The sequence below is a fragment of the Shewanella sp. A22 genome, from assembly GCF_053850585.1.
In genome coordinates this window covers 1-24090 of record NZ_JBSQBN010000069.1, presented here as the reverse complement: position 1 = coordinate 24090, position 24090 = coordinate 1, and the positions used below count along the sequence as shown (strand labels likewise).

At 41.4% G+C, this 24090-nt stretch carries 23 protein-coding genes and 1 pseudogene; 16 read left to right on the top strand and 8 right to left on the bottom strand.

The window, feature by feature from the left end:
• Nucleotides 1-112: 112 nt before the first annotated feature.
• Nucleotides 113-316, bottom strand: coding sequence for an IS66 family insertion sequence element accessory protein TnpB (gene tnpB, locus ACWXWT_RS13085; protein WP_456042020.1), 204 nt, complete (start codon nucleotides 314-316; stop codon nucleotides 113-115).
• The gene (tnpA, locus tag ACWXWT_RS13080) at nucleotides 313-603 is read right to left on the bottom strand and encodes an IS66 family insertion sequence element accessory protein TnpA (protein ID WP_456042019.1); all 291 of its coding nucleotides are present in this window, start codon (nucleotides 601-603) and stop codon (nucleotides 313-315) included. The genes tnpB and tnpA overlap by 4 nt, the downstream gene beginning before the upstream one ends.
• 277 nt (nucleotides 604-880) lie before the next feature.
• Between tnpA and ACWXWT_RS13075 the strand changes: the two are divergent.
• The 5 genes and pseudogenes from ACWXWT_RS13075 to ACWXWT_RS13055 form a co-directional block, all read left to right on the top strand.
• A pseudogene (locus ACWXWT_RS13075) lies at nucleotides 881-1070 on the top strand (transposase domain-containing protein); the annotation flags it as partial.
• 189 nt (nucleotides 1071-1259) lie between these two features.
• A complete protein-coding gene (locus ACWXWT_RS13070; protein ID WP_456042018.1) occupies nucleotides 1260-1877 on the top strand; it encodes a hypothetical protein in 618 nt (205 codons plus the stop codon).
• A complete protein-coding gene (locus ACWXWT_RS13065) occupies nucleotides 1826-2482 on the top strand; it encodes a polymorphic toxin type 44 domain-containing protein (RefSeq protein ID WP_456042021.1) in 657 nt (218 codons plus the stop codon). The genes ACWXWT_RS13070 and ACWXWT_RS13065 overlap by 52 nt, the downstream gene beginning before the upstream one ends.
• A 19-nt stretch (nucleotides 2483-2501) precedes the next feature.
• On the top strand, nucleotides 2502-3065 hold the full coding sequence (locus ACWXWT_RS13060; protein ID WP_456042017.1) for a hypothetical protein: 564 nt from the start codon (nucleotides 2502-2504) through the stop codon (nucleotides 3063-3065).
• A 597-nt stretch (nucleotides 3066-3662) separates the two neighbouring features.
• Nucleotides 3663-3983, top strand: a complete 321-nt coding sequence (locus tag ACWXWT_RS13055; protein ID WP_456042016.1) for a hypothetical protein — start codon at nucleotides 3663-3665, stop codon at nucleotides 3981-3983.
• 168 nt (nucleotides 3984-4151) lie between these two features.
• On the opposite strand, the gene ACWXWT_RS13050 is transcribed toward ACWXWT_RS13055, so the two are convergent.
• Nucleotides 4152-5528 (bottom strand): L-serine ammonia-lyase, encoded by a 1377-nt coding sequence (locus ACWXWT_RS13050; protein WP_456042015.1) that lies wholly within the window; start codon nucleotides 5526-5528, stop codon nucleotides 4152-4154.
• A gap of 233 nt (nucleotides 5529-5761) precedes the next feature.
• Between ACWXWT_RS13050 and nagZ the strand changes: the two genes are divergently transcribed.
• The gene (gene nagZ, locus ACWXWT_RS13045) at nucleotides 5762-6784 is read left to right on the top strand and encodes a beta-N-acetylhexosaminidase (RefSeq protein ID WP_456042014.1); all 1023 of its coding nucleotides are present in this window, start codon (nucleotides 5762-5764) and stop codon (nucleotides 6782-6784) included.
• 77 nt (nucleotides 6785-6861) lie between these two features.
• Here nagZ and ACWXWT_RS13040 read toward each other — a convergent pair whose 3' ends face one another.
• Genes ACWXWT_RS13040 through ACWXWT_RS13030 form a run of 3 tightly spaced genes read right to left on the bottom strand, consistent with a single transcriptional unit; the run spans nucleotide 6862 to nucleotide 12035 of the window.
• Nucleotides 6862-7854: a peptidoglycan binding protein CsiV gene (locus ACWXWT_RS13040; protein ID WP_456042013.1), complete on the bottom strand. Its 993-nt coding sequence runs from the start codon at nucleotides 7852-7854 to the stop codon at nucleotides 6862-6864.
• Nucleotides 7854-11381, bottom strand: coding sequence for a transcription-repair coupling factor (mfd, locus tag ACWXWT_RS13035; protein WP_456042012.1), 3528 nt, complete (start codon nucleotides 11379-11381; stop codon nucleotides 7854-7856). The genes ACWXWT_RS13040 and mfd overlap by 1 nt, the downstream gene beginning before the upstream one ends.
• A 54-nt stretch (nucleotides 11382-11435) precedes the next feature.
• The gene (locus ACWXWT_RS13030; RefSeq protein WP_456042011.1) at nucleotides 11436-12035 is read right to left on the bottom strand and encodes a hypothetical protein; all 600 of its coding nucleotides are present in this window, start codon (nucleotides 12033-12035) and stop codon (nucleotides 11436-11438) included.
• Between the two features lie 157 nt (nucleotides 12036-12192).
• On the opposite strand from ACWXWT_RS13030, the gene ACWXWT_RS13025 reads away from it, so the two are divergent.
• The 5 genes from ACWXWT_RS13025 to ACWXWT_RS13005 are packed head-to-tail and all read left to right on the top strand — an operon-like array spanning nucleotide 12193 to nucleotide 16254.
• Complete coding sequence (locus ACWXWT_RS13025) at nucleotides 12193-13437, top strand: lipoprotein-releasing ABC transporter permease subunit (protein ID WP_456042010.1); 1245 nt, start codon at nucleotides 12193-12195, stop codon at nucleotides 13435-13437.
• A complete protein-coding gene (lolD, locus tag ACWXWT_RS13020; RefSeq protein ID WP_456042009.1) occupies nucleotides 13437-14156 on the top strand; it encodes a lipoprotein-releasing ABC transporter ATP-binding protein LolD in 720 nt (239 codons plus the stop codon). Before ACWXWT_RS13025 ends, lolD begins: the two co-directional genes overlap by 1 nt.
• Nucleotides 14153-15394, top strand: a complete 1242-nt coding sequence (gene lolE / locus ACWXWT_RS13015) for a lipoprotein-releasing ABC transporter permease subunit LolE (protein ID WP_456042008.1) — start codon at nucleotides 14153-14155, stop codon at nucleotides 15392-15394. The genes lolD and lolE overlap by 4 nt, the downstream gene beginning before the upstream one ends.
• 24 nt (nucleotides 15395-15418) lie before the next feature.
• Nucleotides 15419-15985, top strand: coding sequence for a GNAT family N-acetyltransferase (locus tag ACWXWT_RS13010; RefSeq protein ID WP_456042007.1), 567 nt, complete (start codon nucleotides 15419-15421; stop codon nucleotides 15983-15985).
• Between the two features lie 29 nt (nucleotides 15986-16014).
• A complete protein-coding gene (locus tag ACWXWT_RS13005; protein WP_456042006.1) occupies nucleotides 16015-16254 on the top strand; it encodes a DUF3624 domain-containing protein in 240 nt (79 codons plus the stop codon).
• 80 nt (nucleotides 16255-16334) lie between these two features.
• On the opposite strand, the gene ACWXWT_RS13000 is transcribed toward ACWXWT_RS13005, so the two are convergent.
• Entirely contained in the window at nucleotides 16335-17126 is a 792-nt protein-coding gene (locus ACWXWT_RS13000; RefSeq protein ID WP_456042005.1) for a siderophore-interacting protein, read from the bottom strand.
• Nucleotides 17127-17365: 239 nt separating this feature from the next.
• Between ACWXWT_RS13000 and ACWXWT_RS12995 the strand changes: the two genes are divergently transcribed.
• Nucleotides 17366-17797, top strand: coding sequence for a MarR family winged helix-turn-helix transcriptional regulator (locus ACWXWT_RS12995; protein WP_456042004.1), 432 nt, complete (start codon nucleotides 17366-17368; stop codon nucleotides 17795-17797).
• A gap of 50 nt (nucleotides 17798-17847) precedes the next feature.
• Here ACWXWT_RS12995 and ACWXWT_RS12990 read toward each other — a convergent pair whose 3' ends face one another.
• Nucleotides 17848-18363: a DUF2062 domain-containing protein gene (locus tag ACWXWT_RS12990; protein ID WP_456042003.1), complete on the bottom strand. Its 516-nt coding sequence runs from the start codon at nucleotides 18361-18363 to the stop codon at nucleotides 17848-17850.
• A gap of 31 nt (nucleotides 18364-18394) precedes the next feature.
• Between ACWXWT_RS12990 and ACWXWT_RS12985 the strand changes: the two genes are divergently transcribed.
• From ACWXWT_RS12985 to ACWXWT_RS12970, 4 genes are read left to right on the top strand one after another with little or no spacing between them, the layout of a single operon-like run.
• Nucleotides 18395-20887, top strand: a complete 2493-nt coding sequence (locus ACWXWT_RS12985) for a DNA internalization-related competence protein ComEC/Rec2 (protein WP_456042002.1) — start codon at nucleotides 18395-18397, stop codon at nucleotides 20885-20887.
• A 37-nt stretch (nucleotides 20888-20924) separates the two neighbouring features.
• Nucleotides 20925-22727: a lipid A export permease/ATP-binding protein MsbA gene (gene msbA, locus ACWXWT_RS12980; RefSeq protein WP_456042001.1), complete on the top strand. Its 1803-nt coding sequence runs from the start codon at nucleotides 20925-20927 to the stop codon at nucleotides 22725-22727.
• Between the two features lie 16 nt (nucleotides 22728-22743).
• Entirely contained in the window at nucleotides 22744-23751 is a 1008-nt protein-coding gene (gene lpxK / locus ACWXWT_RS12975; RefSeq protein ID WP_456042000.1) for a tetraacyldisaccharide 4'-kinase, read from the top strand.
• Nucleotides 23741-23917 carry a Trm112 family protein gene (locus ACWXWT_RS12970; protein ID WP_101030794.1) on the top strand — a complete coding sequence of 59 codons (177 nt, stop codon included), beginning with the start codon at nucleotides 23741-23743 and terminating at the stop codon, nucleotides 23915-23917. Before lpxK ends, ACWXWT_RS12970 begins: the two co-directional genes overlap by 11 nt.
• Nucleotides 23918-24090 lie beyond the last annotated feature (173 nt).

Sequence of the window (24090 nt, the reverse complement as noted above, 5' to 3'; positions counted from 1 at the left end):
TATCCTTAGTGTGACAGCGAAAAATGATCGTTCAAGTAGAAATTTGCGATCAACATTCGCCGTCATACTTCAAGTCCTAATATTGGTCGATGCGCCTTAGGATTATCTAATGTTAATCCCGATAATAAAGCCAAAATCCATTGGTATCCCAAAATAAGATTTTGAGCTTATCGCGGTGTCGATTACAAAAGATAAACCAAGCCTGGCTAAAGGGGTCCATTTCAAGCGTATCTGCGACGATTAATGACAATCCATCAATCGACTTTCTCATGTCGGTGACACCTGATACTAAATACACGTTACCAGTGGGAGTCATTGTAATGCTGCAACCCAATGTTTGATTTGTGTTTGACTCAGCATCGAGGGGAATTCAGCGCGAATACCGTTAGGTAATAATAGCACCACGACATCAGTGCTTCCCTGGTCAAAGACAATAGACTGAACTTGTTGCTTAACCTCTGTGGTATTGAGTTTTTTGACCCAATAGTAAAGCGTTTGATAGTTGATTGACCGCTCAGAACAAAATTGTTTAATCGGTAACTGGCTTTGTTTGAACTCAGTCAGTATTTGAGTCCAGTGGTCATGTTTTTGCGATTGATTCATAACGCCTCCTTTATATAAAGAAGCACTATGCCAAAGACTGATTTTTATTGGTATGTGGGATTAATTGACCGCTTACACCTAATGGAAGTAGTTGCTTTCAGGGTTTAAGCTCTAAATGATTTATGTCCAGGTACTGCTTAGAGTGACCACTCTAAGCAGTTATTGCCCCAAAATCAGTTTCGAAGTAGTAAGCTGATTATAGCCTTGTCCATAGAAAAGCTAATGTCAAAGAGTTTGATAAATTAAAAAGGTTATGCCTGTCCTATCTTTTTGGTGCCGAGCGATAAAGCCGTTCGTGATTGGGCGTAGCCAATACGGCCAGTGGCGCGAGTGCGATGCTGTACAGCATGATAGAAACAGCCAAGGCTAATGGGCTGGCACCCTACGATTATTTGATGCACAGCTTAGAACAGCTGTCACTCAAGCCCGAGAGTCTGGAATACTTGTACCCTAGAATGCAAAACTAGCCTAGGTGCGGTTCACAGGACGGAAACGATTTAGGAAACTACGCCTCATAAAACAGTTGATTGCAGAAAACCTTTACATCGGCAACTTAATTGTAACAATTAGGCGTCAGGGATATTTATATTTGATAAAAAACATCAATATTCATATAGATTATAAATTCGTGAGGGATTATGAAGTACAGATTTAGCATGCACTTAATCGTAACATTAACATTATTGTTTTCAATATCAGTAAAAGCTGAAGACCGTTGTAAGAGAATTGAATTAAATAGTTCAGTAACGCTTGAAAAATCAAGAGACCACTGCATTGTCTTGCCCATATATACAAGTAAGCCAATTGTAATTTCACAGTACGAAGCTCATGGTGGGGCTTCAGATGAATTTAAAGTGCAACTTGTGGAATCTATAAGAATTGGAGCGAGGGTTGAGGAAACATTCAGTTCAAATGGTCCTGTTACTACACACCGTTCATTTAAAGCATCCCAACGTGGAGAGGCTGTACTGCATATTTCACCATCGACGTCTAATAGAAAAACTAAAACAGACGTTATTTATGGAAGAGTTGAAGGTGTAGATATATTATTCTTAATAAATACTAACACTGTATATAGACCAATAACCCCTCCAAGTCGACCGCCTGTTGATGAATGTCAAGGTCGGAACTGTAATAATATCAATATGCTTATTTTAGAACCGCTTGATACAAAAAGTAAACCTTCAATTTTAAGTATGAAAAGTAATACAAACTATCCTGTATCACTCTCAATCAACAGCGTAAACTCTGCTGCAAATTTAGACCTGCATTAGATGCTGCCAATAAACCTATTGATACCTATGGTGATGTATTTGACCGTAGACAATTAGGCGCTTTAAAAATAGCAACAGAAATTGTTTGGGCCTTTACATTATTTAATGATGGACAGCCGTTAGATTTAAAACAATATGGTACAACTGCTGATTTTGGTAATTTTCATTATGGGGCATATTTGGCTGCTGCTGGTTACGATGACACTTTAATTTTTAGTGGAGCTAGTGCAAATCAAGCATGGAAAGACGATGGTAAAAAAATTGCAGGAGCCTGGGGAGCACTTAAAGGCTGGTTTGCACAGGATAGAGATCATCCCCAAGATACTGTTCAAGTAACTAGGGGGATTAATTACTATAAAGAAGTGTATAAGAATGATAATAATACAGCTAATGTATCAGATTCTTGTGATCCTTCAAATGGTAAGCAAATAGTTTCAGCCACTGGAGATGGTGGCGGTGGACCTACGAATGGTACTGAACCAAGAGGTCCCGCAGGAGGAAGAGTAAAGTACAAGTACTCTTGTGAACTTTGGCGCTTCCCTAATGGTCTCGGTGGTTACTACTACATGAATAGAAACTGTAGATACAGAACTATTCCATACTAATTTATATAGGTTTATTAGAATGCTGTTTAAAAAGCTATATTTCCTTTTATTATCTTTACTGTTGATGGCGTGTACCCCCCACTACAACGAACAGGACATTACTAACTCAGAAATGCTTCAGGAACTTGAGCCGTTAAAAGTAGTACTCGCGAAATATAACATCGTTGAATTATCTTACTTTTCTGACGAGTTACTTGTATTAAATGGCATTGTACTCAATCCAATAAAACGTACATTTGGCTTAAGTCCCGATGGTGGCTTTGTGGAGACTTATACAGAAAAAGCAACTGAAAAAAACTATACGCATTGGAGCCAAGTTTTAGCAAAAACTCAACCGTTGACTAATGTAACCCAAGCCCAGTTTAATCAAATAATGGCTGATATGGCACAAATTGGCGTAACAGATATGTTCAACGACAAACAATTTAACACCATCCGTTTTCAATGGGGTAATTCTATTATGTGGGGAATTAATGGGCTCATTTTTGGCGATGCTAAAAATGCAGCAGCTTTTCAAAGCCATTTTCAATATGATGTTTTCAAGCAAGTATCTGAAGGTATTTATTTTTTTCAACTGCTTTAGTTTTAAGCACTAATTTAATACCAAATACAAAGGACTCAAAATGAGTCCTTTTTTATATCAATAATTAAAGCTGCCAGCTTCTTAAGCCAATTCTCGTGAAAAGAGAAACTACAGCATGGCGCAAAAGGCAATCATAATCGCGATTGATAACTGCACACCAATATAAGTAAGTCCTAAAGCGCCGTAGCAGAATGTGTTAATCGTGAGCGTCCGGCGAACGTAACCGTTCACTAGCCCCTTATTGACACGATCAAAAGAAAGGACTAGCACATCTTTTTGTAATTTAGACCTTCCTCTACTAGGCTTTGGTGTCCTAAGCTCTACTGCTTATTGAAGGATAGTGCTCATGATAATTTGAGATACTTTTTCTCATTAAAACCCTGCTAACTAGACCTAATACTCTAAGCTATTTCTGTCCATAAATGAGTTAGATGCCTCAGCTTGAAATGCCAAAATTCAACTCTGAACTTGAGGCTGTTGAAGAAAATAGCGTGAGCCTGACAGGACGTCAGGCTAGCTTTCGCGGTACAGGATGTACCATCGAAAGCGTTAGCATTTTCGAGTAAGGCCGAGGCCGATTACAAACGAGATTCAAAGATGGATAAATTTCCGTTGCAATTTTTCGCTGCTTTTGTTTGGTTAAAAAGCGAAAATGTTGCCGGAACGGCAGGGGAGATCCAAGAGGGGATTGCTGTTGATCCCCTTTTGGCCCGTGCAGGGTGGAACCTTGCGATCTTAGTCTGGTGTGGGCGAGGCGCCACGACGATAGTGGCCGTAGGCCATATCTTAAATACACTTTTGTCCAGAAATGCGTTACGTTCGATTGCCGCCAGAAACCAAAATCTCAATTCAGTTTACCGCTATTTTTTCAACCCCCAAAAAGGTATCTATAAGCTAGCTAATAGTGCGCTACATTGATTATTTGGTGGCTTGGATCATTGACACAGGTACTGGTTAAAATAGCAGGTTTAAAATCGTAGGGTTGAGTGGGTCACTTAGTGCGCTTAAACTTTCACTTAATATGATTCAAAAATGCCTGTTAGCGTAACTAACAGGCATTTCAAATCATTTCGGTTTAACAAAGAGTTAACATTCGACGATATTAACTGCAAGACCGCCTTTGGCGGTTTCTTTATATTTGCTGCGCATATCTTTACCCGTATCCATCATGGTCTTAATGACTTTATCCAATGATACTTTGTGATTACCATCACCGCGTAATGCCATACGTGAAGCATTAATTGCTTTTACCGCTCCCATAGCATTGCGCTCAATACAGGGTACTTGCACTAAGCCACCAACAGGATCGCAGGTTAAGCCTAAGTTATGCTCCATACCAATCTCTGCTGCGTTTTCAACATGCTCAACCGTACCGCCCATGATTTCAGTCAGTGCCCCAGCGGCCATAGAGCAGGCCACGCCTACTTCACCTTGACAGCCGACTTCAGCGCCAGATATAGAAGCATTTTTCTTGTACAAGATACCAATGGCAGCCGCGGTGAGTAAATAACGGCTGCAAACGTCAATATCGACTTCTTGGACAAACATATCGTAGTAACACAATACTGCGGGGATAATCCCTGCTGCACCGTTGGTGGGGGCGGTGACAACCCGATCGCCTGCGGCATTTTGCTCGTTTACCGACAAGGCAAATAAATCAACCCAGTCCATTGCCGTCAATGGGTCTGTATTATTTCTCCCTTCAGCTTTTAAGCGTCGGTAAAGCGCAGGTGCTCGTCGCCTTAATTTTAAACCGCCTGGTAATATGCCTTCTTTTTGATAACCGCGCTCAACACAGTTTTTCATGGTTTGCCAAATTTTCCACAAACCTTGTTTGATATCATCTTCACTGGCAATGCTAAGTTCATTGGACATCATTAATGAAGAAATGCTTAAGCCATTATCACAACACAGTTGAAGCAATTGCAAAGCACTGTTGAAGTCATAGGGTGCTTCTTCAATAGGCGTTGCTGGAGAAGCATTACGTTGGGTGATTTCATCTTCGTCAAGAATGAAACCGCCACCAACAGAATAATAAGTGCGTTGGTAAATGCATTCGCCTTTTGACAATGCATACAAGGTCATGGCATTAGCATGGGCTGGTAAGGTTTTGCGCCTATGGTAGGTGACGCCTTCTTCACGGGTAAATTTAACCCGATGCCCGTTTGCTAATGTCAGTTTTTGGCTTGTTGATACCGTTTCTAATATGGCATCAATTCCATCAGTATCGACGGTTTCAGGATCTTCACCCATTAGGCCTAAAATAACCGCTTTACCTGTGCCGTGGCCTTTACCCGTTTGTCCTAAAGAGCCAAACAATTCTGTTTGTAATTCATCGATTTGATCTAATAAATTATTGTCAGCGACATGCTGGATAAACACTTTACCCGCTTTCATTGGGCCTACAGTATGTGAGCTAGAAGGACCGATACCAATTTTGAACATGTCAAATACGCTAATCATGTTATTTAACCCTTGCTGAGTCGTTTATTGTTTTCGTTATTAGTGAGTATAATCGCCAAAAGTAATGTTGGCGGTTTATCTCTTATTCTTGGTAGAGTATCCCACACATTAATCAATGACTGTTCATTAGATTTTTTTATGCATTATTCTCACATTAGCCAGCCTTATACTTGCTGTGTAAAAATTTGATGAATGGATAGCGAATGTTCAGCTTTAATAGGTAGGGGATAGGTTTGAGCTATTTAATGATGGATCTTGCAGGTTTGACGGTATCTGCGTTAGAGGCAGAACAATTACAGCATCCACAAGTGGGTGGCATTATATTGTTTAGCCGCAACTATGAAAGTAAAAAGCAATTAATTGAATTAGTTAAACAAGTTCGGTTTATTCGGCCTGAACTGTTAATTGCAGTTGATCATGAAGGTGGTCGAGTTCAACGTTTTCGTGAGGGTTTTAGTTTAATTCCTGCTATGGGGGATATTTTACCTGCTGCTAAAGGCAATATAGCATTAGCTAAACAATGGGCGAAAGAGTGTGGTTTTTTAATGGCTATTGAGTTGTTAGCCTGTGATATTGACTTAAGTTTTGCACCTGTTTTAGATGTAAATGGTATAAGCGAAGTCATTGGCAAACGCAGTTTTAGTGCCGATCCTGCTGAGGTAATGGTGCTGGCGGAACAATTTATTGCCGGCATGAATGAGGCTGGTATGGCTGCGGTAGGCAAACATTTTCCTGGTCATGGGAGTGTCGCTGCAGATTCGCACGTTGCGATGCCTGTTGATCCACGAACTCAAGAGCAAGTGGAAGCATGTGATATGCAACCATTTAAACACTTAATTGGTTCTCAACTGTTGCAAGGTGTGATGCCCGCACATGTGGTTTATTCACATATTGACCCTAACCCTGCTGGTTTTTCAACTTACTGGTTACAAACTATTTTACGCCAACAGTTAGGGTTTGACGGGGTCATTTTTTCTGATGATTTAGGGATGAAAGGCGCCAGTTTTGCTGGTGATTATCTTGGGCGTGCTAAAGCGGCATTAGATGCGGGTTGTGATATGATTTTAGTATGTAATGATCCCATTGGCGTTAATACTTTATTAACAGAGTTTGAATGGCCCGCAGATGAGCCAAAGCATACTGCATTATCGCTTAAAGGGGACACAGTGCAAACCATGCAGGCACTTGAACAGCAAACGCGTTGGCAAACGGCGCAACAATTGGCTCAGGATATTAGTCAGCTTGTGCAGGCTTAGATTGAAATGACACCCTAGGGCCTTGAACAAAAAAACGGATCATATGATCCGTTTTTTGTTATAAATGGTTTGGCCGTTTAACCTGTGTAAGGTAATGGTTGGTTAGTGACAGAATCTTCTGTTAGATCTATTGGCTTAACACTTGTGGGTTGTACCATTTTACGAATTTGCATCACAACACCCAATTGAGGGTGATCAAAGTAATGTATTTCACCACTGCGAACTCGGCGATTCTGAATCAATGGGATACTTTCCAAGAAAGGTGCTAGTTGCTTTTTACCTTCGATGTCGAGTGCGGCATATTCGTTAAAGGTCAACGGACTGGATTCAACCATTTTTTGAGTCTCTTTACGTAAAACCAAATTATTCTCTATGTAAAGGTAATGATTGAGGTATATCTTAATTGCGCCGTCTAATTCCCAGACGGGATTAACTTTAGGGGCTTCGTAAAAACTGCCAAGTGCACTGAAGTCTGTACTTGGCATGGTTTCAGTTTGAGAGGCTTTTTTGACACTTAAACCATGATATTCAAAGCGGTTAGAAAAATCCTTACCACCAAAAATTCGAATAGGCTTGGCACGTCGGCGTGATTGCATGTTTTGTTGCCATGTTAAATGCACAAGGCTTTTAACGTAAGGCTCCCGGTTTAGGGTACGAATTAAATCATTAAATTGACTTTGACTGTCGGCTAACAGTAATGGCCCTTGCCCAAGGTAGGCTGTTTGAGGTTCACTTGCCACTATATTCAATGGAACTTGGCTTGGGTGCATTGATGTACTGCTGCTGACTTTTAAATCGTTACAGTTAGTGGCATCACTCGCCCAGTCAATTGAAGAACAACCTTTTAAACCAAGTGCGACACCGGTTATGTCGGTGCTGATTACTGGAGTAATGATATCTACAGTGTCTTTACTTAGTTTGGGTGGGGTCGCGTCTAGCCATTTTTCAACTGATGGTTGTTGGCGTTCAAATACAAATACTTCTACTTCAAACCATGACTCTGCATGGGCTGAAAAGCTGTGGGATAGCGCTGTGATAGCGGCGATAGCAATCGCAATTTTACGTAGCACTATTTAGTCTCCAAAATTTGATGTTTAGCAAACTGTTCAAGCAAGGTGTTGATTAACTCAAGACGCTCTTTACTTGTCTCAGCAGGAATGTTGAACTTTAACTTATTTGGCCCATCCATTCGATAGATTTGTGGTTGATTTTGCAACAAACCAATAATGAACATTGGATCGACATGATTTTCTTGACCAAACTCGACGCTGCCACCTTTCGCATGCATTTCTATTTTTGCGATTCCGAGTGATGTTGCTTGATGTTTATACAGTGTAATAGCCATTAAGTTCCGGGTTGGATCCGGTAGCATTCCAAAGCGGTCAATAAACTCGACTTTTAGCTCATCAAGCATGGCCTCTGTTTCGCAATTCGCAATCCGTTTATATAAGGATAAGCGCATGTTGACGTCACTGACATAATCTTCTGGCAATAACGCAGGAATACGTAAATCAATTTCTGCTGTGGCGCTCATCATGTAGGCTAGCGAAGGCTCTTTACCTTCTTTGAGGGCTTTCACCGCAGACTCAAGCATTTCCATGTATAAACTGAAACCAATTTTTGAAATATGACCACTTTGTTCATCACCCAGTAACTCACCAGCACCACGGATTTCTAAATCTTGGGTGGCCAGTAAAAAGCCTGCGCCAAGGTCTTCAAGGGCATCAATGGCTTCTAGGCGTTTACGTGCATCTGCTGTCATGCGTTTAGGATGTGGTGTCATCATATAGGCATAGGCTTGGTGATGTGAACGCCCAACACGACCTCGGAGCTGATGTAGCTGCGCCAAACCAAACATATCTGCTCGGTCGATAATAATGGTATTGGCACTGGGAACGTCGATACCCGTTTCGATAATGGTAGTACAAACCAGAACATTAAAACGTTGATGATAAAAGTCTGACATGACTTTTTCCAAGTCGCGCTCACGCATTTGCCCATGGGCAGTGACAACCCTCGCTTCTGGTAATAAGTCACGTATGTTTTGTGCGGTTTTTTCAATGGTTTCAACGTTGTTGTGTAAGTAGTACACTTGGCCGCCACGTAGGATCTCACGCAAAATAGCCTCACGTGTTGTGGCTTTATCGTATTCACGCACAAAGGTTTTTACCGCTAACCGTTTCGCCGGCGGTGTGGCGATAATCGATAAATCACGCATGCCAGACATGGCCATGTTTAAGGTGCGTGGTATTGGTGTGGCAGTTAACGTTAAGATGTCGACGTTGGCGCGTAATGCTTTGATTTTTTCTTTTTGTCGTACACCAAAACGGTGTTCTTCATCGATAATAAGCAACCCTAAATTGTCGAAGTTGGCTTCAGATGACAGTAATTTGTGGGTGCCAATAACGATGTCGACTTTACCTTCAGATAATTGTTCTACCACGCTGGTTTGCTCTTTGGCGGTTCTAAAACGCGACATCACCTCAATAACGATGGGCCAATCGGCAAAACGGTCTGTAAAGTTTTCATAGTGTTGCTGGGCAAGCAAGGTTGTTGGCACTAAAACTACCACTTGCTTGCCGGCATTAACGGCGACAAATGCTGCGCGCATGGCCACCTCGGTTTTACCAAAGCCTACATCACCGCATACTAAGCGATCCATTGCGGTTGGTGCTTGCATGTCTTCAAGTACGGCATGAATGGCACTTTCTTGATCGACCGTTTCTTCAAACGGAAAGCCTTGGCTAAATTGTGCGTATTCTTGTTCATCAATATTCATCGCTTCACCCGGACGAGCTTGGCGACGAGCATAAACATCGAGCAGCTCTGCGGCTACATCCCGAATACGTTCGATGGCTTTTTTCTTGGCCCTAGCCCAGGTTTCGTTACCGAGTTTATTTAAATGGGCGTCACCATCGCCACTGGCATTAAAGCGACTGATTAAATGCAGTGATGACACTGGTACATACAGTTTGTCACCACCAGAATATTCTAGCTTTAAATACTCTGCGACTAAGCCGCCTGTGTCGAGTGTTTCGAGTCCTTGGTACAGGGCTACGCCGTGCTCAAGATGCACAATCGGTTGACCTACTTTCAGTTCGGCTAAGTTTTTGACTAATACATCAGAGCTAACTTGTTTTTGTTTCTCTCGGCGACGTTGCTGTGAGATACGTTGGCCAAATAATTCTGTTTCGCAAATGATGCTAACAGCACCTTTAGCTGTGTCGGCTAATACGCAACCACGGGCTAAAGGTGACACGATTAAGCCTATGTCGTCTTTGGCTGCTAGGTAGTCGTTTAAATGATTAAACTGTTTAGGCTTAATACCTATTTTTGCAAATAAATCTAATAGCGCTTCACGGCGACCTTCAGATTCAGCACTAAATAACAAGGTTGAGTGCTGCTGGCTGTACTCTTCTAATGCGATTAAGGGCTGCTTGAGTTTATGATTGGCATTGATATCTGGCAGCTTTTCAACATTGGCGATTAAGGCGTGTGTTGGTAGTGCGACTTCCGCTAGCGGTTCTCCTGCATTATTAGTGTCGCTAGCAATATGTTGCTGTAATAATTGGGTACGCTTAAAGGATTTAAATGCCGCAAATAATTCATCATTGAGCAGATAAAGTTCTTTCGGCGCCAGTAATGGGCGCAGAGGATCGACACGTCGATCTTCGTAGCGCACATTGATTTCATTTAAGTGTGCTAAGCTGGCTTTTTCAATATCGCCTATGGTGATGAGTTGACTATTTTGTGGCAAATAATCAAATAGTGTGGCGGTGTCATCAAAAAATAACGGTAAGTAGTTTTCAATGCCAGCAGGCATTAAGTTACGGCTGACAAGTTGATAAACCGATTCAGCCTCTTTTGAGATCACTTCAAAACGACGGCGATAACGTTGCCTAAAACCTTCAATGGCATTGCTGTCGGTTGGGAATTCTTTTGCTGGCAACATTCTAATAGCGTCACGAGCCATGCCTGAACGCTGAGTGTCGACATCAAAAAAGCGTATCGACTCCACTTCATCATCAAACAGTTCGATACGTAGTGGTTGTCTAGATCCCGTCGGAAAAATATCAATAATTGAGCCACGGATTGCAAACTCACCGTGTTCGTATACTTGTTCAACTAAATGATAACCCGTGTCAGTAAGGTGTTGCCTAGCTTGCTGTAATCCGTAGGTGTCGCCTTTTTTTAGCACCATGACGTTAGCGGTCATAAAGGATTTTGGCGGTAAACGAACCATTAAAGTGTTTACTGGCACTATCACTACATTGTGTTGGCTTTGGCCAATATTGGCTAAGGTTTCCAGGCGCTGAGAAATCAGGTCTTGATGTGGCGAAAAGCTGTCATAAGGCAGCGTTTCACGGTCGGGAAACAGGCACACATTCACATTGATGTGATTTAATAAATAACTCAGCTCGACCTCAAGCGACAGCGCACTGGGCGTGTCGTGAGTGACAATAATACTAGTACTTGGATGGTTATTGATTAAATTAGCAAGGGTGATGGCTTGCGAGACCCCACCAAAGGTTGCCAACGTTTGCGTTTGTTGGCCTTTTTTGACACTCGGCGGTGTGAGTACACTAAATAGGTTCATTAAAATCTTTTTCAGTTCCGTTTGCGATCAAGTCGTATTGAATGAGGCGAGGCTTCAGCTACGCTGTTTATCGATATTCTGTTTACGTTTTTTGAGCATTTTTTGTTGTACATTCAAGCTTGCTTTAACTAATTGCTCAATATCATCTTCGAGTATTTGGCTGAATTCAAGTTCGCAACGCCATAAGGTGGTTTCGATGTCGTCATCAGTGGGTATTGGTGTACAGTTTTTTATTTGGCACACACACATTAATGCGACTAATTCAGTATGCAAATAGATATGGGTTTTTACGTGCTCATTTACAGCCAGTGGGCGTGATGAAATAATACTGACGCCACTGCCACCAAATTGATCTCCTTTGAACAGTTCACCATCTTGAACTTCTTTTTCTAACACATGTTGTAATACTAAATCGACTTTACGCGATTGTAGCTTTAAAAAGTCGACCACAGCTTTCGCTTCATTGTCCAAATTTCGCAGTTGTAATAAACAATTTGCTTCAAGGCTTTTTACTTCTGTTAGCAGTTTTAAGCCGATCGATTGCATGTCACGCAGTTCGTCATCAGTAGGTAAAGCACGGTGTTGATCCCACGAAGTTAAGTACACATTGAAGTGGTGAGGCACGCTAAAATAAGAATTGCTGTCAGGTATCAAGGTTTGCCTCTTTATTTATCACACTAATAGCCCTATTATCGTGCCCAACTTAATGATTTAGCAAGTCATACACAATGGCTTGTTGTTATCATATTCATTTTTTACTCGGTTGTCTGACTAATACGCCTTAATGGGCGCACAGGATTAGTATTTTTTTATGAATTTCGGATTTTCATTTTTTATCGGCTACCGTTATTGGCGAGCACGAAAAGCCAATGCTTTTGCGTCTTTTATTACCTTTTTTGCGGTATCGGGTATTTTTTTAGGTGTTGCAGCATTAATTGTTGTCAGTTCGGTGATGAATGGGCTTGAAGATCAGCTAAAAAATCGCATCTTAGGGGCTGTGCCGCAGATGACCCTGATAAGTGATGTGGGTTTTAGGGATTGGCAACACACTACGCAACGTTTATTGGCGGATAAAGATTTATTACAAAATATCCGCGGTATTGTGCCAAGTGCCACAACCCAAGCCATGATCCAATCAAGCAGCAACATTCAGGCTATACAAATGTATGGGGTTTATCCTGAACTTGAACAATCATTGTCGAGCATTGCCTCTCATACCTATTCAGATGCCTTTTCAACCTTACAAGCGGGCAAGTATTCAATTGTGCTTGGTACTGATTTGGCCCGAAAATTAGATGTTAAAGCTGGCGATAAGGTGAGGGTGTTAAGCGGTGATGGGGTGGTTTACTCACCTATGGGACCCGTTCCTAGTCAGCGTAAATTTACTGTTGCCGGTGTATTTGAAATGGGTTCGCAAGTCGATTCGAGTGTGGCTTATGTGCATTATAAAGATGCGCGTAAGTTGATGCGTCAAGACAGTAATAGCGTTAATGAATTACGGGTGTATTTGAACGATCCTTTCTCTGCGCCTGCGATAGCGCCGAAAATAGTGGCTGCATTTGCTAAGCAAAATATTGAGATTCAAACCCGTGACTGGCGCCAAGATTATGGCCATTTATTTGCCGCCGTCAAAATGGAAAAAAACATGATGTCGTTAATGCTCAGCTTAATTGTGGCCGTGGCTGCATTTAATATTGTGTCAGCGTTGGTGATGATGGTGGTGGATAAAACCACCGATGTTGCGGTGTTAAAAACCCAAGGATTAACCACTACTTCGGTGATGAACATTTTTATTGTTCAAGGTTCGTTAAATGCATTGTTAGGGTTAATGTTGGGTGCCGCCGTTGGCATAGCGTTAACGCTCAATTTAAATGAAATATTAACCACTTTGGGTATTTCTATTTTAGGCGTAGGCCAGACATTGCCAGTGCAATTATCGCTAACGCAATTAAGTTTTATCATTTTAGGCACTTTGTTTATCACCTTGTTTGCCACCCTTTATCCTGCGTTGTCCGCCGCAAGGGTTCAACCTGCTACCGCTTTGAGATACGAATAATGAGTCAGACACAACAAGCGTTATTACAAGTTCAACATGTTAGTAAGCATTACCATGACGGCGAAGTGACCACTCAGGTATTATCTGGTGTTGAGTTAATCGTGTACAAGGGGGAGCAGTTAGCCATTGTGGGCAGCTCTGGATCGGGTAAAAGTACCCTTTTACATATTATGGGCACCTTAGACACGCCTACGTCTGGAACTGTGTTGTTAGACGGCGAAGATTTATACCAATTATCTAGTGCGCGTCAGGCACAAATACGTAATCAAGATTTAGGTTTTATTTATCAGTTTCATCATTTGTTGCCAGAATTTACCGCGATTGAAAATGTGGCGATGCCTGCATTCATTCAAGGTAGAGATAAAAAGCAAGCGTTAATCGATGCGCAAAATTTACTTGAACGTGTGGGGTTAGGCCATCGTTTACAACATATCCCAGCGCAGTTATCGGGCGGTGAGCGTCAACGTGTCGCTATTGCCAGAGCGCTTATCAACAAACCAAAGTTAGTATTGGCCGATGAACCTACAGGTAATCTGGATGCCAGCAGTGGTGATAATGTTTATGCGATGATCCGCGAGTTAGCACAACAATTTGGTACGGCGTTTGTGGTGGTGACACATGATCATAAATTAGCCGCAAAAATGGATCGTCAATTGACAATGAAAGACGGCATTTTGCAAGTTGTTGCGTCTTCATCTCCTGCAGGGCTAGCCGAATGAGTAAGTGGTTACCGTTAACAATTGGCTGGCGTTTTTTCCGCGCTAGGCAGTCTAATGGCTTTATCGGCTTTATTTCGTTTGCGTCTACTGCAGGCATTGCCCTGGGTGTTGGCGTGCTAATTGTGGTGTTATCTGCCATGAATGGTTTTGAAAAAGAGTTACAAGACCGTTTATTAGGCGTGGTGTCTCACGGTGAACTGGTTGGCGTTAATCAACCTGTTGCCGATTGGCATGAGATTGCTAAAAGCGCCGCAAATATGCCACAAATCAGCGGTGTGGCTCCGTTTGTTCGTTTACAAGGTTTAGTGCAGAAACCCGGCGGTTTTCAAGGGTTAATCGTTAACGGTATTGATATTAATTATGAATCTGATGTGTCGAGTATTGCTGACTATATGTCTGCCGATGCGTGGCAGTCATTAGCGGGTGATGAAAACCATATTGTGCTTGGCCGCAGTTTATTGACTAAATTGGGCCTAAAAGTAGGCGATACTCTGGCAATGTATACCCCTGATGCTAATAACAGTAAGTTAACGTCGGCCAAAAGCCACCGTTTTGTAGTGTCCGGTGTGTACAATTTAGGTGGGGAAATTGAGTCAACTCAAGCTTATGTGTCATTGAGTTATTTAGCTGATTTACTCCACATTGGTGATGCGGTAACCGGTGTACGAATTCAAGTCAATAATGTGTTTAATGCCCCTAGTATTACCCGTGATTTAGGCTTTGCTCAAGAACAGTATTTATATATTAATGATTGGACTCGCAGCCAAGGGCATTTGTATCAAGATATTCAATTAGTGCGTTTAATCATGTATTTGGTGTTAGCGCTCGTTATCGCTGTGGCGTGTTTCAATATAGTGTCGACACTTGTTATGGCTGTGCGTGATAAAGCCTCTGAAATTGCAATATTAATGACCATGGGGCTATCGCGTGGCGCCATTATGACCATCTTTATTTTGCAAGGTGCGCTAAATGGTGTGATGGGTTGCACTATTGGTGGCATATTAGGGGTTACTCTAGCCTATAATTTAAGTGCAATTGCTAGCAGTATTGAGCAATTACTAGGTGTTCAGTTATTGGCTTCTGATATTTATTTCATTGATTTCTTACCCTCTGAATTACATTACCAAGATGTATTAGTGGTGCTGTTCATGGGGTTATTTATGAGCCTTGTCGCCACTATTTATCCAGCGTGGAAAGCAACTAAAATAGCGCCAGCTACTGCATTAGCGGGTAGATAGACTTTATAAACGAATGAGGTTGATATGGACAGTGATTCAAGTTTATGTTCACTAAAGTGTCCTACGTTAGCCTCGGGTAGTTTAATCATCAGGCCATTTACTCTGGATGATTTAAGCGCATTTACCGCCTATCGAGCGGATCCTAGTGTTGCTCGATATCAAAGTTGGACCGATTATCACTATCAAGATGCACTAAGCTTATTCAATTCGATTAATTACCACGATTTTGCTAAAGCAGGGCAATGGTATCAATTAGCCATTAGTGATCAGCATGCGTTGTTAATGGGTGATCTGGCAGTGCATTTTATTGACGACAATCAAGTTGAAGTGGGTTTTACTGTCGCTCCTGCATTTCAAGGGCAGGGAATTGCAGCAAAAGCGTTCACGCGTTTATTGCAATATTTGTTTGTGGAATTATCTCGTCATCGAGTTATTGCTCAAACAGACTTCCTCAATCTAGCTTGTACCGCGCTTTTAGAAAAGTTGCAGTTTCGTCGTGAAGGCCATTTCATTCATAATGTGTTTTTTAAAGGCGCATGGGGTGATGAGTATCTGTATGCCATGTTAGCTAGCGAGTTTGATAATCAATAGCCTGTATACGATTGATAAGGAAGGATGTTATGCCCTGTAACCAATGCTTTGAGTCGGTTTTTAGGCAAAAAATAGGCCGTTGTAAACGTTGCATGTGGCAATTAACGCTACTGAGCATGATGACTTGGCCATTATGGTGTTACCTCTATTTAGATTCGCCAACGGTGGTGGAGTCTATTGCATTGTTATTTTTTGCGATAGCATTTAGTGGATTGTTAGCTATCCACATAATTGTGTGGGCTTATCGACTTGTGTTTGCCATACCGTGATAGCAACATTGAGCAAGTTTTGCTTGCTCAATACTATTTTTACCTGTGCCCAATATAGGTGAATATTGTTAATAGGCGAGTTATAGTGGATTCGCGTTTTTTTGTTTACCAAAGTCATCTGCATTAACGCCTCTTTTCCAATAACCTGTAGCACTAATGGCGCTTAAAGGAACATCGGTTTCATCAAGCAGGTAAGCCTTTATGGTTCTAACTTGGGAAGCTTCTAAGCCCATAAAAACTTGGGTGAGTGAATGTATTTGAGTGTGTTTTTTTACGGCCTCAAATAAAAGTAAATCTAGCTGATGGTAAGCAAACGGATCATTAGCCATTACCCAACATATGTCCACATTGTTTTTTTTATCAATGATCTGCTTATCTTGTTCACTATCGATTATTTGGATTACCTGGCAATGAGCTTGGGGAGGAAGACGGTTAATAATGCCATTGACAGCATTTATTGAAGTCATGTCTCCCATGAGTAAGTAGTGTTGCCCGTGAAAATTGTTCATTTTTAATGGTCCAGGCCCAGCGATACCAACGGTGTCATTCAGTTGAGCATTTTTAGCCCAATCAGTTGCTGGCCCAATATGTTTGTTGATGACAAAATCGAGCGTTAATTCACTGCGACTTCGATCAAACTGTCTTATGGTGTATGAGCGTTTTGTTGCTGTATTCGGGCCTGTAAGATTCATATTTGGCGTGTTTTCACCAATATTAGGTAAAAAAACTTTGACATAAGCACCCAGTGCATCATCTGGGAAACCCACTAAGTCTTTACCAGTAAAGATAATTCGACGAAGAAATGGACTAAGGTCAATAATATTACTGACCTGTGCGAGTCGTAGTTGAGGTTTTTTAGTTACGGTTGTCATTGGTGTTCCTGTAGAGGCATAAAGGCAATAGGAATATTGCAAAAGATTAAAATATAGTTGATAATGTCTACTATATTTTATTGGTTGATAAAGTCAACTACTTTGTTGTTTGAATTTATATATTGACTGGATCGATGATCGTTGATGTTTGCTGTATCGGTTATGTTCATCACTGTTTGTGTGGGATTATGCCGTTGATAGCAACATGAATGTTCCTAAAAAATGAGAATGAGGGCTGTATGTCGAGTAATATTAGGGAGCCATTATTTATGTTGTTGCATAGTGTGAAGCGGACGATGCGCAATGCAATCCAATTAAATGATCATGCTCTGAAGTTGTTACATTTACGAGTATTAAAAATTATTGATAGTGCTGATGAGCCCGTTACGGCAAACGATATTGTGCAGAAAACATTAATTGATAAAGCGCAACTGGCTCGGTTAATCAAAGAGTTAATGTCTAATGGTTATATTGTCAAATTGGACAACACTCAGGATAAACGGAGCTATTTTTTGCAGCTCACCGCCGCAGGTGATGGAATTATGCAATTATTGTCTACTGCCGAGATTGAAATGAATGATGTAATGAAAGGGACGTTATCAGATAGTGAGATTAATGAATTTAAACGAATTGCCACGATAATGGCTGATAATTTAAATAATAATGGATAGAAGTTAGTCAATAAGGCCGTAATCACAGCCTTATTTTTTGCCGATGTAGGTTATTTGCAGGGTGTTTTGCGTTTTTGCCATTTAAACAAAATGGAATAACGCCACATGCTTTTAATGACAATAAATCCAATTAATGCGCTAATTAAACCGAGTGTTAAACAACCCACGAGAAAGGGCGGGCCGATGGTCGATAATGACGCTTCAATCCATGCCCAGCTGGCTTCAAATTGAAATGCCTGAGCTTTATGCCCTAATATTTTTGCGCCTAATAAGTACGCACCATAAAACATAATCGGCATCGTGAACGGGTTGGTTACCCAAACTAAGGCTACTGCAACAGGGAGATTGACGTTAAATAGTATGGCAAACCCTGCAGCAACGACCATTTGAAATGGCATCGGAAGCCATGCGACAAATAATCCTACCGCAAATGCCCCTGGCGCTGATTTACGATTTAACGCCCAAAGATTAGGCTTGTGCAATAATGTGCCAAACATCCGTAAATATTTATGTTCACGGAGTGTTTCTGGTTTGGGCATAAATTTTTGTATTAATTTTTTTGGCATATTTGTCGATTAATGTCTTAACTAATTCATTATGAATCGATTTATCTATGGCTTTTGCGCCTGTTCTTTATCAGCGATGTTGTGGCCTTCGCTGGCACCTATATGGTGTTTACCTATTTTATTCTTGTTTATGCTGCTTTGCCTTCGCAAAGGGCCGCTTATGGCTGGTGGTTTATTTGCAGTCATTTGGCTAAGCCTAATGTTTCATTGTCTATATATGCATCAATATGCGGAAAAATCGCAACAAATTGACTTTAAGGCGCAGATAGTATCACTAGTTAGCCAAAACAGCGACTGGATTAGTTTTGATGTGCGCGTTATTACTGAACCTGATAAAGACGGGTTTTTTGAGACTTTGGTGCTTAATAATGTGCAGCGATATTACCGATTAACATGGCAAAAGCCAGAGAAAATTGTCATTGGTGAAGTATGGCAATTTAGTGCCAAGTTAAAAGGGATTTCCAGTATCCAAAATCAGGGTGGTTTTAATCAACAAAAGCATTTTATTAGCCAACACATTATTGCTAAAGGTCGTGTTAAACAAGCCGAACGAGTTAGCTACAGTTCGTCTTTGCGTCAACAGATCATTGATGTGTCATCACCGATATTGGCACAGTATGCACAAGGCGATATTTTACGAGCGTTAATTTTTGGCGATAAAAGCCTGTTAACGCAACTTCGTTGGCAACAATTACGTCAGACCGGGTCGGGCCATCTTGTTGCTATTTCAGGTTTACATTTGTCGGTCGTTTTTGGTTTGTTTTATGGCATATTTATTGGCTTAGCTCGTTATATTTACGCTTGGCAACACTTAGGTAAACTTCAACTTGTGATGGTGCTTGCTGCATTATTCACGTTAGGTTATGGCTACTTATCTGGTTTTGCCATTGCCACTCAGCGGGCATTATTAATGTTGCTCTTGCTACTCATATTCAGTTTTATAAAGCAATTTAGCCATCATTGGGATCGGCTAGTGTATGCGCTGTTTTTTGTGCTGCTGCTTGACCCCTTTGCAACACTCGGTGCTGGGCTGTGGTTGTCGTTTGGGGCATTAGGGATCATCTTAATGTCGATTAAGTCTGATGCTAGCATTGAACAAGCAAATTTGGTTGCGGATGATATTCACCGAAACCTCAATGTACCAATGTTTTCTAAAAGCCTATTAGTGCAAAAATTCAAAGTAAGAATCAATAAAATACGTCATGGGGTGAAGGTGTTGTGGTCTATTCAATGGCGTTTAGCGTTGTTGTTAGGGTGTTTGCAAGGGATATTGTTTGGTGGTATTTCGCCTCATAGCATTTGGTTAAATATGTTGTTGGTACCTTGGTTTAGTTTAGTGGTTATCCCATTAACTATGTTGAGTTTTTGTATATGGTTATTGGCTTTGTGTGTTTTGTGGTTGGTCGGGATTGATGCCGTTACTCAACAAAACATTGGCTTAATGATATTTAATTGGGCTAATTTAAGTCTTGAGCCGTTTGATTGGCTATTACAGATAAGTGATTACTTACCATTAACCTTGCTTAAGCTAACGGAAAAAGAATTGTCTGGGTTACTGTTTTTTGCTTTAGCTATCATGCTGTTGAGTTTACGTGGTTATATACTTAATCGGCACAAATGGGGTTATAGTCTAATGGTAATCATACTTATGCTACCCATTATAATGGTTCAGTTAGTGAGCCATGACATTTTGCCTTTACTCAAAACATCACAACGGACAATGCCATGGCAGTTGCATGTTATTGATGTGGCTCAAGGTATGGCTGTGGTTTTGCAGCAAGGTCAACACGGGATTATTTATGATACCGGTGCGGCTTATGGTGAATTTAGTTACGCGCAACGTGCAATACTCCCTTTTTTGGCCAGCCGTGGGATCAATGATATTGAGTATATCGTGATAAGCCATGATGATAATGATCATGCTGGCGGATTACATGTGTTATTGGCTCAATTTCCGCACGCGACGTTAATGGCTGATTTTCCTATGGCTACATCGAGCTTGGCGGGTTTATCCCGAAACGTGCATGCCTGTGATGGTGAGTTATATTGGCGTGGTGTGCAATTAAGTTTTATTAATAATCAACTCACTAGCAGCAGTAACGATAATAACCGTTCTTGTGTGGTGAGATTGTCTGATGGACAATTTTCGGTATTGTTAACCGGCGACATTGAAGCACCACGAGAGCAGGTATTATTGGCCGCTAACACTCATATTCAGGCAGATATATTATTGGTTCCACATCATGGCAGTCGCACATCATCTACTCCCCAATTTATCGATAAGGTGAATCCGCAATTAGCTATTTTTACTGCTGGATTTTCTAATCAATATGGTTTTCCTAAACCAGATGTTGTGGCGAGGTATCAACAACGTGGCAGTGCAATATTACAGACGGGACACGTGGGCCAAATAAGCATCAGTTTTACCGATGGTGGTTATAAAGTCGCCACTTACCGTCACCAAATTGCGCCATTTTGGTATAACCGTTTGTTTAGATTTGGTGAGTCACTTAAAGCAGAGTAGAATGTCACTTATGTTTGCTAGTTAAGTATTGGATTCAATGTCAGCATCACCTAAAAATGAAATGTGGGTCGTTTTCAAGCGTTTGATGACCTATGTGGTACCCATGAAAACCATGTTTATTCTGGCTGTTCTAGGTCTTATTACCTATGGCGCAGTCGATGCAGCGTTTATCGCATTTATTAAACCTTTTATTGATGAAGGCTTTAGCCAAACGCCTACTATAGTTGCCGGTGTCGATTTACCCACTCATGGTGGTTTTAACGCGAATAAAGACATTATGTTAATGGCTCCTATTGCGGTTATTTTGATGTTTAGCTTACGTGGTGTGGCCAATTTTGTGTCGACTTATTGTGTGTCATATATGAGCGCTCAACTTATTATGGATATGCGCCAGCAAGTCTTTGAACATTATTTACGTTTGCCTGTGAGCTATATTGATCGCGAAAACAGCGGCAATTTGATTTCACGGGTTACGTTTGATACGGAACAAATTGCGCGTGCATCTGGCAGTGCACTCATTTCCATTGTTCGTGACAGCATGACCGCTATCGGTATGTTAGCCATTATGTTTTATTATTCGTGGCAATTGTCATTATGTATTTTGGTGATTGGCCCAATCATGGGCGTGGTGATCAGTATTGTGAGTAAGCGCTTTCGTAAGGTATCTAAACAAATTCAATCTGCAATGGGCGGCGTGACGGCAACTACTGAACAGATGATTAAGGGCCATAAAAACGTATTAGTGTTTGGTGGCCAAAAAACAGAAGTAGAGCGTTTCTTTCAAGTTAACGACCGTAATCGTTACCAAAATATGAAGTTAGCGGTTGCTCAATCAATCAGCCAACCGCTTATTATGGTGATTGGCTCTTTTGCATTGGCTTTTGTGTTGTATGCGGCCACTTGGGATAGCATGAAAACGGATTTAACCGCGGGAACATTTGCGGCTATTTTAGGTGCTATGTTAGCCATGTTACAACCGATTAAAAACTTAACCCGGGTTAATGCAGAATTTCAACGTGGGATTGCAGCTTGTACAACAGTGTTCGAACTATTAGATACCGCTCCTGAGCCTGATAATGGACCATTTTGTATCGATCGCGTTCAAGGAAAGTTGACCTTTGATAATGTGACATTTACCTATCCAGGGCAAGATAAACCGGCATTGAATGGCATTGATTTTGAGGTTAAACCAGGCAAGACTATTGCGCTTGTTGGTCGCTCTGGTTCGGGTAAATCCACTATTGCTAGTTTGATTACTCGTTTTTATGGCGGCTTATCAACCGGTGATATTCGCCTCGACGACACCAGTATTTATGATTACCAACTCAAATCATTGCGCAATCAAGTGGCTCTTGTGTCGCAACAAGTCACATTATTTAATGACACCATTGCCAATAATATTGCTTATGCCTATCCAGGAGAAGTGACTCGCGAACAAATTGTTCGTGCAGCAGAGCTAGCCTATGCGATGGAATTTATTGAGACTCTACCAGAAGGGCTAGACACTCAAGTGGGTGAAAATGGTGTGTTGCTGTCTGGCGGTCAACGCCAACGTATCGCTATTGCTCGTGCGATGCTTCGCGATGCGCCGGTACTCATTTTAGATGAAGCAACCTCTGCCCTAGATACTGAATCAGAAAAAGCGATTCAAAAAGGCTTAGACAATTTACGCCATAACCGCACTTCCATTGTGATTGCACATCGTTTATCTACGATTGAAAGTGCAGATGAGATTTTGGTTATCGATCAAGGCCGGGTTGTTGAGCGTGGTAATCACAGCGAGTTAATTGCACAAGCTGGAATTTATGCCAACCTTTATCAAATGCAGTTTAGCCAATAATGATTGAGCGTTTGTGATGCAACAGTTTATACATCGCATTTGGTACCAAGGCCATCAGGCCAAGTGGTTTCTATTGCCGTTATCTGGTTTATTTTGGTTAATATCCACTATTAGACGAGCCCTATTCCGTTATGGATTTAAGCATGCACAAGTGTTGCCTGTACCCGTAATTGTTGTTGGCAATATAACGGCAGGCGGAAGTGGTAAAACCCCAACCGTTATTTATTTAATTGAGCTGTTACGACAACATGGCTATAAACCTGGTGTAATAAGCAGAGGTTATGGGGTTAATATTGATGGTGTTAAGGCCGTTGATGTTAATGCTAAAGCCTGCGAAGTGGGTGATGAACCCGCTATGATTGTGGCTCGTACTCAAGTGCCTATGGTTGTCGGTGCTAGTAGAATTACCGCGGCTCAAACATTAATAACTCGCTTTGATGTTGATGTCATTATCAGTGATGATGGCTTACAGCATTATGCATTAGGCCGCGATATTGAAATTGCATTAGTGGATGGTGAGCGACGTTATGGTAATCGTTGCTTGTTACCTGCAGGACCATTGCGGGAAGGGTTGTGGCGATTAAACTCTGTCGATTTTGTTATCAATAATGGCGGGCCACATCATCATGGTGAAGTGTTAATGGAACTTGCACCAGCGCCACTATGTCAGGTCGATATTAACCTACACGATCAGTTTAATCAGCAATACAGTGTCGTTGTAATGGCGGGCATTGGGAACCCACAACGTTTTTTTAATAGTATTAGCCAGTTAGGCTATAAAGTAGTACAAACCGTTGAGTTTGCAGACCACCAAGCATTTGACCACAAGCAATTAAGTGACTTATCCGTACATCATTCATTATTAATGACTGAAAAAGATGCGGTTAAGTGTCGCGATTTTGCACAATCAAACTGGTGGTATTTACCCGTAAATGCGAAGCTTAACCCAGAATTTGATCACGCATTGTTGAGCCAATTACTACAAGTGGCTCAAACTAAAAAAGGATTGTCTCATGGCATTTGATAAAAAGTTACTCGAAATTGTGGCCTGCCCAGTATGCAAAGGGAAGCTAGAATATGACAAAGAATCACAACAGTTGATCTGTAAGTTTGATAAGTTAGCTTACCCCATTACTGAAGGCATTCCGGTGTTGCTGGAAAATCGCGCAACGGCGCTGGTGACAGAGTAACTCATTTGTCGCTTTTTTGAGTAAGAATAACAAAGCGCCCGGAAGGGTAATGCCGTTCACTTAAGGTGAGCGGCACTTTTTCTTTTTGCTACCGGATACTTGTTTTTACTGACTTTTAAGCAGCGTGGATAACTCCTCTCTCGCTTGCCTTCTAACTTAAATTGTTTGGCATT